This window comes from Streptomyces durocortorensis, from assembly GCF_016901035.1.
GTDB classification, from domain to species: domain Bacteria; phylum Actinomycetota; class Actinomycetes; order Streptomycetales; family Streptomycetaceae; genus Streptomyces; species Streptomyces durocortorensis.
On sequence record NZ_JAFEUF010000339.1, the window covers coordinates 1 to 5,889 of the forward strand.

Here is a 5,889-nt window from a genome sequence, read left to right on the forward strand (position 1 = left end):
GTTCCACACAGCCCGGCTTCACCAGAGGCGTCCGGGTCACGGTCATCTCGGCGGGCCCCCCCCCCCCGGCCGCCCCCCCCCCCCGGCGCCCCCCGCGCCCCCCCCCCCCGGCCCCCCCGGCGGGGGGGGGGGCCCCCCGCGCCCCCCCCGCCCCCCCGTACTGTTGTTCCCCCGGGCCCCCCCCCCCCCCCCCCCCCCCCCCGGCCCCCCCCGCCCCGGGGGGGGGCGGCGGCGTTGGGCGGCCTTTCGGCCACCGGCGCGGTCTTTGGCCGGTGCGTAGTCGTCCGATTACTGTCTGGCTGCTGTGCAGCTCCCGGACTCCGTCCGCCCGCCCGGGCGGCAGGGGCTGCGCACCACCGCGTCAGCGGAAGGGAGTGCGGCTACCTGTGGTGTCCCATCGCCGTTCCACACAGCCCGGCTTCACCAGAGGCGTCCGGGTCACGGTCATCTCGGCGGCCGCCGCCACCGCGGCCGCCACCCTGACCGGGGCCCCGGCGAGCGCCGACCCGAAGGACACCCGGGAGAGTGCCAAGGCCGCCGTCGACCGCCTCTACGAGCAGGCCGAGCAGGCCACCGAGCGGTACAACGCGGCCGGGGAGCGGGTGGACCGGCTGCGCGGCGAGGCGGACCGCGCCCAGGACGCCACGGCCCGGGGCCAGGAACGTGTCAACGACATGCGCAACGCGCTCGGAGCGATGGCGGGCGCCCAGTACCGCACCGGCTCCATCGACCCGGCGGTCGCCCTGCTGCTCTCCGCCGACCCGGACACCTACCTGGAGCAGGCCGCCGCCCTCGACCGCGCGGGCGCCCGGCAGGCGTTGACCCTGGACAAGCTGCGGCACGCCCAGCGCAAGCTCGCCCAGACCCGCGCCGAGACCACCCGCGCCCTGACCGAGCTGGAACGCAACCGGGCCGCGGTCACCCGCCACAAGCGCGCCGTCGAGTCCAAGCTCCGCGAGGCCCGCCGGCTGCTGGACTCGCTGCCGCCCGCGGAGCGCGCCTCCCTCGACCGGGCCTCCCGCTCCGGCCGCGAGGGGCTGCCCGACCTCTCCGGCGTCGCCCCCGGCTCGGCCCGCGCGATGTCCGCCGTGGCCGCCGTGCAGCAGGCGCTCGGGAGACCCTACGTCTGGGGCGCCAACGGGCCCTCCGGATTCGACTGTTCCGGCCTGATGCAGTGGGCCTACGCCCAGGCCGGGGTGAGCCTGCCCCGCACCTCCCAGGCCCAGCGCTACGCGGGCCGGATGGTGCCCCTCTCCCAGGCCCAGCCCGGCGACCTGGTCGCCTACCGGGCGGACGCCAGCCACATCGGCATGTACGTCGGCAACGGCCAGGTCATCCACGCCCCCTACCCGGGCGCCCCGGTCCGCTACGATCCGGTCGGCATGATGCCCGTCTCCTCGGTCACCCGGATCTGACCGTACGATCGGCAGGGTGGCCGTACGAGGACGTGACGCGCGCGGGGGAGGCCCCCGGGGCCGGCGGCGTGCGGCGGGCCTGCTGCTCGCCACGCTCCTGACCGCCTCCGCCTGCTCGGCCCCCGCCGACGCGGACACCGTCCTCACCGCCGGCGCCCTCGACGCCACCCTGGAGCGCCGCGCGGCCGCCGTCCTCGCCCACGACCCGGCGGGCTACCTCGACGGCCTCGCCCCGGACGCCGCTAAGCTGCGGGCCGCCCAGCGCACCGAGCTGGACCGGCTCGCCGACGTACCGCTGAAGTCGTGGACGTACGACGTCAAGGACATCACCGAGCAGGACGGGCAGTGGGCCACCGCCGAGGTGGAGCTGCGCTACCGGATCGACGGGTACGACACCGCCCCGGTCGCCACCCGCCGCGTCCTGGAGCTGATGCGCGACGGCGACCGCTGGTACATCACCGAGGACAGGCCCGCCAAGGGCGCCTCCGGGCAGCTGTGGCAGCAGGGAGACGTGGAGGTCGTCCAGGGCGCCCACAGCATCGTCCTGGGCGTCGGACGGGGCGAGGAGGAGCTGCGGCAGATCGCCGACACCGTGGACCTCGCCGTACCGGCCGTCTCGGACGCCTGGCCGCGCCCCTGGAACCAGCGGGTGGTCGTCCTGGTCCCGGACTCCGTCGAGTCCATGGCGGGGCTGCTCGGCTCGCCGGAGGCCAGCTACCGGGGCATCGCCGCCGTCACCACCGGCGAGGTCGGCGGCACCGGCGAGAGCCCCGCCATCGCCGACCGGGTCATCGTCAACCCGCAGGCGTACGCCACCCTCGGCAGCTTCGGGCAGCGGATCGTCCTGACCCATGAGACGACCCATGTCGCCACCCGGACCAGCACCTCCACCGCCACCCCCGTCTGGCTCTCCGAGGGCTTCGCCGACTGGACCGCCTACCGGGGCGAGGACCGCGCCGCCGACACCATCGCCCCCGAACTGGCCGAGGCCGTCCGCAGCGGCCGGACCCCCGCCGGACTCCCCGCCGACCCGGACTTCGGCTTCGACGGCGACCCGGCGAAGCTCGCGGGGGCGTACGAGGGCGGCTGGCTGGCCTGCGAGCTGATCGCGGAGCGCTGGGGCAAGGAGAAGCTGATCGCCTTCTACGTGGCCGTGGGGGCGCACGACGGGCGCGAGGGAGCGGTGGAGAAGGCCCTCCAGGCGGTGCTCGACACCACCCCCGAGCAGTTCACCGCCGACTGGCGCGACTACCTCGCCACCCGGCTCGGCTGACCCTCGGCCGTTCGAGGAGCGGCCCCCGCACCCGGTCGCCCCTCCACCGTCGACCGCCACAGCCGCCGCGCCGCGATCAGCGAGGCCCCCACCAGCAGCCCGTTCCGTACGAACAGGAGCGCCACCCCCCACGCGTCGCTCGCCACCACATGGACGAAGCCGATCGGGAACTCCAGGAGCGTCACCCCCGCCGCCACCAGCACCAGGACCGCGGGCAAGGTCATCGCCGCGCCCCGGAACACCAGGCACACCGCGGCCAGGCCGACCAGCCACACCACGTACTGCGGGCTGATCACCCGACTGGTGACCGTGAACAGCAGCACCGCCGTGAACGCCGCCTCGGCCGGGGTGTGCACCGTGAACCGCCGCGCCCGCAGCCGCCACAGCAGCAGCCAGCCCAGCGCCAGGACCGCGAGCCCCAGCGCCAGCGTCGACACCAGCTCCACGTGCGGCCCGACGAACTCCATCGAGCCGTAGCGCAGCTCCACCCGCCCCTCCCAGCCGAAGCCCCGCGCCACATGGAAGACCAGCGCCCCCAGCGACTCGATCTCCGTGCCCCGGTCCCGCTGGAAGGCCAGGAACGCGAACGCCCCCGGCATCCACAGGGCGAACGCCGCCGCGAGCCCCGCCGCGCTCAGCGCCGCCGACGCCCAGGCCGCCCGCGTCGGACGCCCCTTGCGCACCCCCACCAGCAGCAGCGCCGGCCACCCCTTCAGCAGCGCCCCGAACGCGGCCAGCGCTCCCAGCGCCCGAGGTCTGCGCACGCCCGCCAGCAGCGCCGCCACCGCGACCGCCGTCACCATCAGGTCGTAGCGGGCGTAGACCGTCGGGCCCAGCAGCGGCACCCCCACGACCCACACCCACGCACCCGCCGCCCTTGTGCCCGGCCGCCGCCCCGCGTGCAGCAGCAGCCCGAGCACCAGCGCGTCGCAGACCAGCACCAGCACGAAGAACGCCGTCGCGTACTCCCAGAACGGCAGCAGGGCCGGGGAGAGGATCGCCAGGGCCGCCCCGGGCGGGTACTGCCAGGTGACGTCGTCCAGCGGATACGTGCCGGTCAGCAGGACCTCGTACCAGCCCCGGTAGATCACCGACACGTCCACCGTGACGTCCGGGCCGACCACCGTGACCACCTTGAACACGCAGGCCAGCAGCCAGGCCCGGGTCAGCGCCCACACCGCGTACGGCCACATCTCCGCGCCGGTGGGTGTTCGTCCCGTCATCGCCGTCCCTGTCGTCGCTCGCGGCTCGTCGCTCGTGTCCGGCCGGGTTTCCAGGCGGCTCATGATGCCGCCGGGGGAGCGTGTCAGCGGTGAAGCGCGGCCGTTCGGTACTGTCGGCGGCGATGGACAAGACCTTGATCGTGACCAACGACTTCCCGCCCCGCCCCGGTGGCATCCAGGCGTTTCTGCACAACATGGCGCTGCGCCTGGATCCCGAGAGGGTCGTCGTCTACGCCTCCACCTGGAAGCGCGGCGAGGAGGGCGCGGCGGCAACCGCCGCCTTCGACGCCGAGCAGCCGTACCCCGTGGTCCGCGACCGGACGACGATGCTGCTGCCGACCCCGCGCGTCACCCGCCGGGCCGCCGGGCTGCTGCGCGAACACGGCTGCAGCTCCGTCTGGTTCGGCGCCGCCGCCCCGCTCGGCCTGATGGCCCCGGCACTGCGCCGCGCGGGCGCCCGCCGCCTGGTGGCCACCACCCACGGACACGAGGCGGGCTGGGCGCAACTGCCCGCCTCCCGGCAGCTCCTGCGCCGCATCGGGGAAGGCACGGACACGATCACCTATCTCGGTGAGTACACCCGCTCCCGGATCGCCGCCGCCCTCACCCCGGACGCGGCCGGGCGCATGGTGCAACTGCCGCCCGGCGTCGACGAGAAGACCTTCCACCCGGGGTCCGGCGGCGACAAGGTCCGGGCCCGCCTCGGGCTCTCCGACCGCCCGGTCGTCGTCTGCGTCTCGCGCCTGGTGCCGCGCAAGGGCCAGGACACGCTGATCCTGGCCATGCCCGCGATCCTCGCGCAGTTCCCGGACGCGGTCCTGCTGATCGTCGGCGGCGGACCGTACGCCGAGGACCTGAAGCGGCTCGCGGCGGAGACCGGGGTTGAGGACTCGGTGCGCTTCACCGGACCGGTGCCCTGGGCGGAGCTGCCCGCGCACTACGGGGCCGGTGACGTCTTCGCGATGCCCTGCCGGACGCGTCGCGGAGGGCTCGACGTGGAGGGCCTCGGGATCGTCTACCTGGAGGCGTCCGCGACCGGGCTGCCCGTGGTGGCCGGCGACTCGGGGGGCGCCCCGGACGCGGTGCTGGACGGCGAGACCGGCTGGGTGGTGCGCGGCGGCAGCGCCGAGGAGTCGGCGGACCGGATCGTGACGCTGCTCGGCGATCCGGAGCTGCGGCAGCGGATGGGGGAGAGGGGCCGGGCCTGGGTCGAGGAGAAGTGGCGCTGGGACCTGCTGGCGGAGAAGCTCAAGACCCTGCTGTGACCGTACGAACGACGGAGGGGCGCGGGCGGGGGCGGAGCGGGAGACCAGCGGGCGGAACGGAGCGGCAGACCGCCCACAGTCTGACCCGTCCGCCGCAGTCGTCCAAAGCGCGCCCCGCACGAGCCCGTACAGGTCCGGAAAGCACCTCGCCCGCCCGCGCCGCCCCGCGTCCGATGATCAGGCGGGGGCCCGGATCCCCAGCGCGCGCTCCGCGGCCTCCAGACGCCGCCGTCGGCGGCGCATCGTCATCAGGTTGACGAGGAGCAGGCCCGCCATGACGAGGTTGTAGGAGGCCTGCGCGTACCGGCCATCGACGACGAGGAACACCCCGCTCACGAACCACAGCAGCGCGCCCGCTCCCACGAGCCACAACCACCACGCCCTCCGGCGTGAGGACGAGCCCAGCGCACGACGCATGCGTAGGGCGATGTCGACAGCTGCCGGGCGCTCGGCGGGGTCGTCCGGGGCCTCACCGCGCCGGATCTGGCGGCCCACCCGCAGGTACCGGCCCGCGCTCATCCCGAACTCCGCCGCCCGGCGCCGGTTCCACCACCAGACCCCGGCGGACGCGCCGCCGCCCAGCAGCGCGAAGGCGGCGGCGAGGAACAGCCCCTGGGAAACGTCGATCTGGCCCTCGCCGAGGAGCGCCCCCGCCAGGAATCCCCCCACCACCGCCGCCGACAGGACGGCGAGGAGCGGACCCGCCGTGCCCC

5 protein-coding genes are annotated in these 5,889 nt (G+C 75.4%); 3 read left to right on the top strand and 2 right to left on the bottom strand.

The annotated features are described in order from the left end of the window. The first annotated feature begins 386 nt into the window (after positions 1 to 386). Both JS521_RS33080 and JS521_RS33085 read left to right on the top strand, forming a co-directional pair. Entirely contained in the window at positions 387 to 1,415 is a 1,029-nt protein-coding gene (locus tag JS521_RS33080; protein WP_205086590.1) for a C40 family peptidase, read from the top strand. A gap of 16 nt (positions 1,416 to 1,431) precedes the next feature. After that, positions 1,432 to 2,688, top strand: coding sequence for a hypothetical protein (locus JS521_RS33085; protein WP_205086591.1), 1,257 nt, complete (start codon positions 1,432 to 1,434; stop codon positions 2,686 to 2,688). Here the strand turns inward: JS521_RS33085 and JS521_RS33090 are convergent. Further along, positions 2,664 to 3,911, bottom strand: coding sequence for a glycosyltransferase 87 family protein (locus tag JS521_RS33090; protein WP_205086592.1), 1,248 nt, complete (start codon positions 3,909 to 3,911; stop codon positions 2,664 to 2,666). The two genes, JS521_RS33085 and JS521_RS33090, sit on opposite strands and share 25 nt — an antisense overlap. Before the next feature lie 122 nt (positions 3,912 to 4,033). Between JS521_RS33090 and JS521_RS33095 the strand changes: the two genes are divergently transcribed. Further along, entirely contained in the window at positions 4,034 to 5,176 is a 1,143-nt protein-coding gene (locus JS521_RS33095) for a glycosyltransferase family 4 protein (protein WP_205086593.1), read from the top strand. A 177-nt stretch (positions 5,177 to 5,353) separates the two neighbouring features. Here the strand turns inward: JS521_RS33095 and JS521_RS33100 are convergent. Then, positions 5,354 to 5,889 (bottom strand): hypothetical protein (locus JS521_RS33100; protein ID WP_205086594.1); only part of this gene is annotated, 536 nt, incomplete at its 5' end.

Coding starts and splice junctions, on each gene's coding strand:
- JS521_RS33090 (WP_205086592.1), bottom strand. CDS start 3,911: ATGACGGGACGAACACCCACCGGCGCGGAGATGTGGCCGTACGCGGTG.
- JS521_RS33095 (WP_205086593.1), top strand. CDS start 4,034: ATGGACAAGACCTTGATCGTGACCAACGACTTCCCGCCCCGCCCCGGT.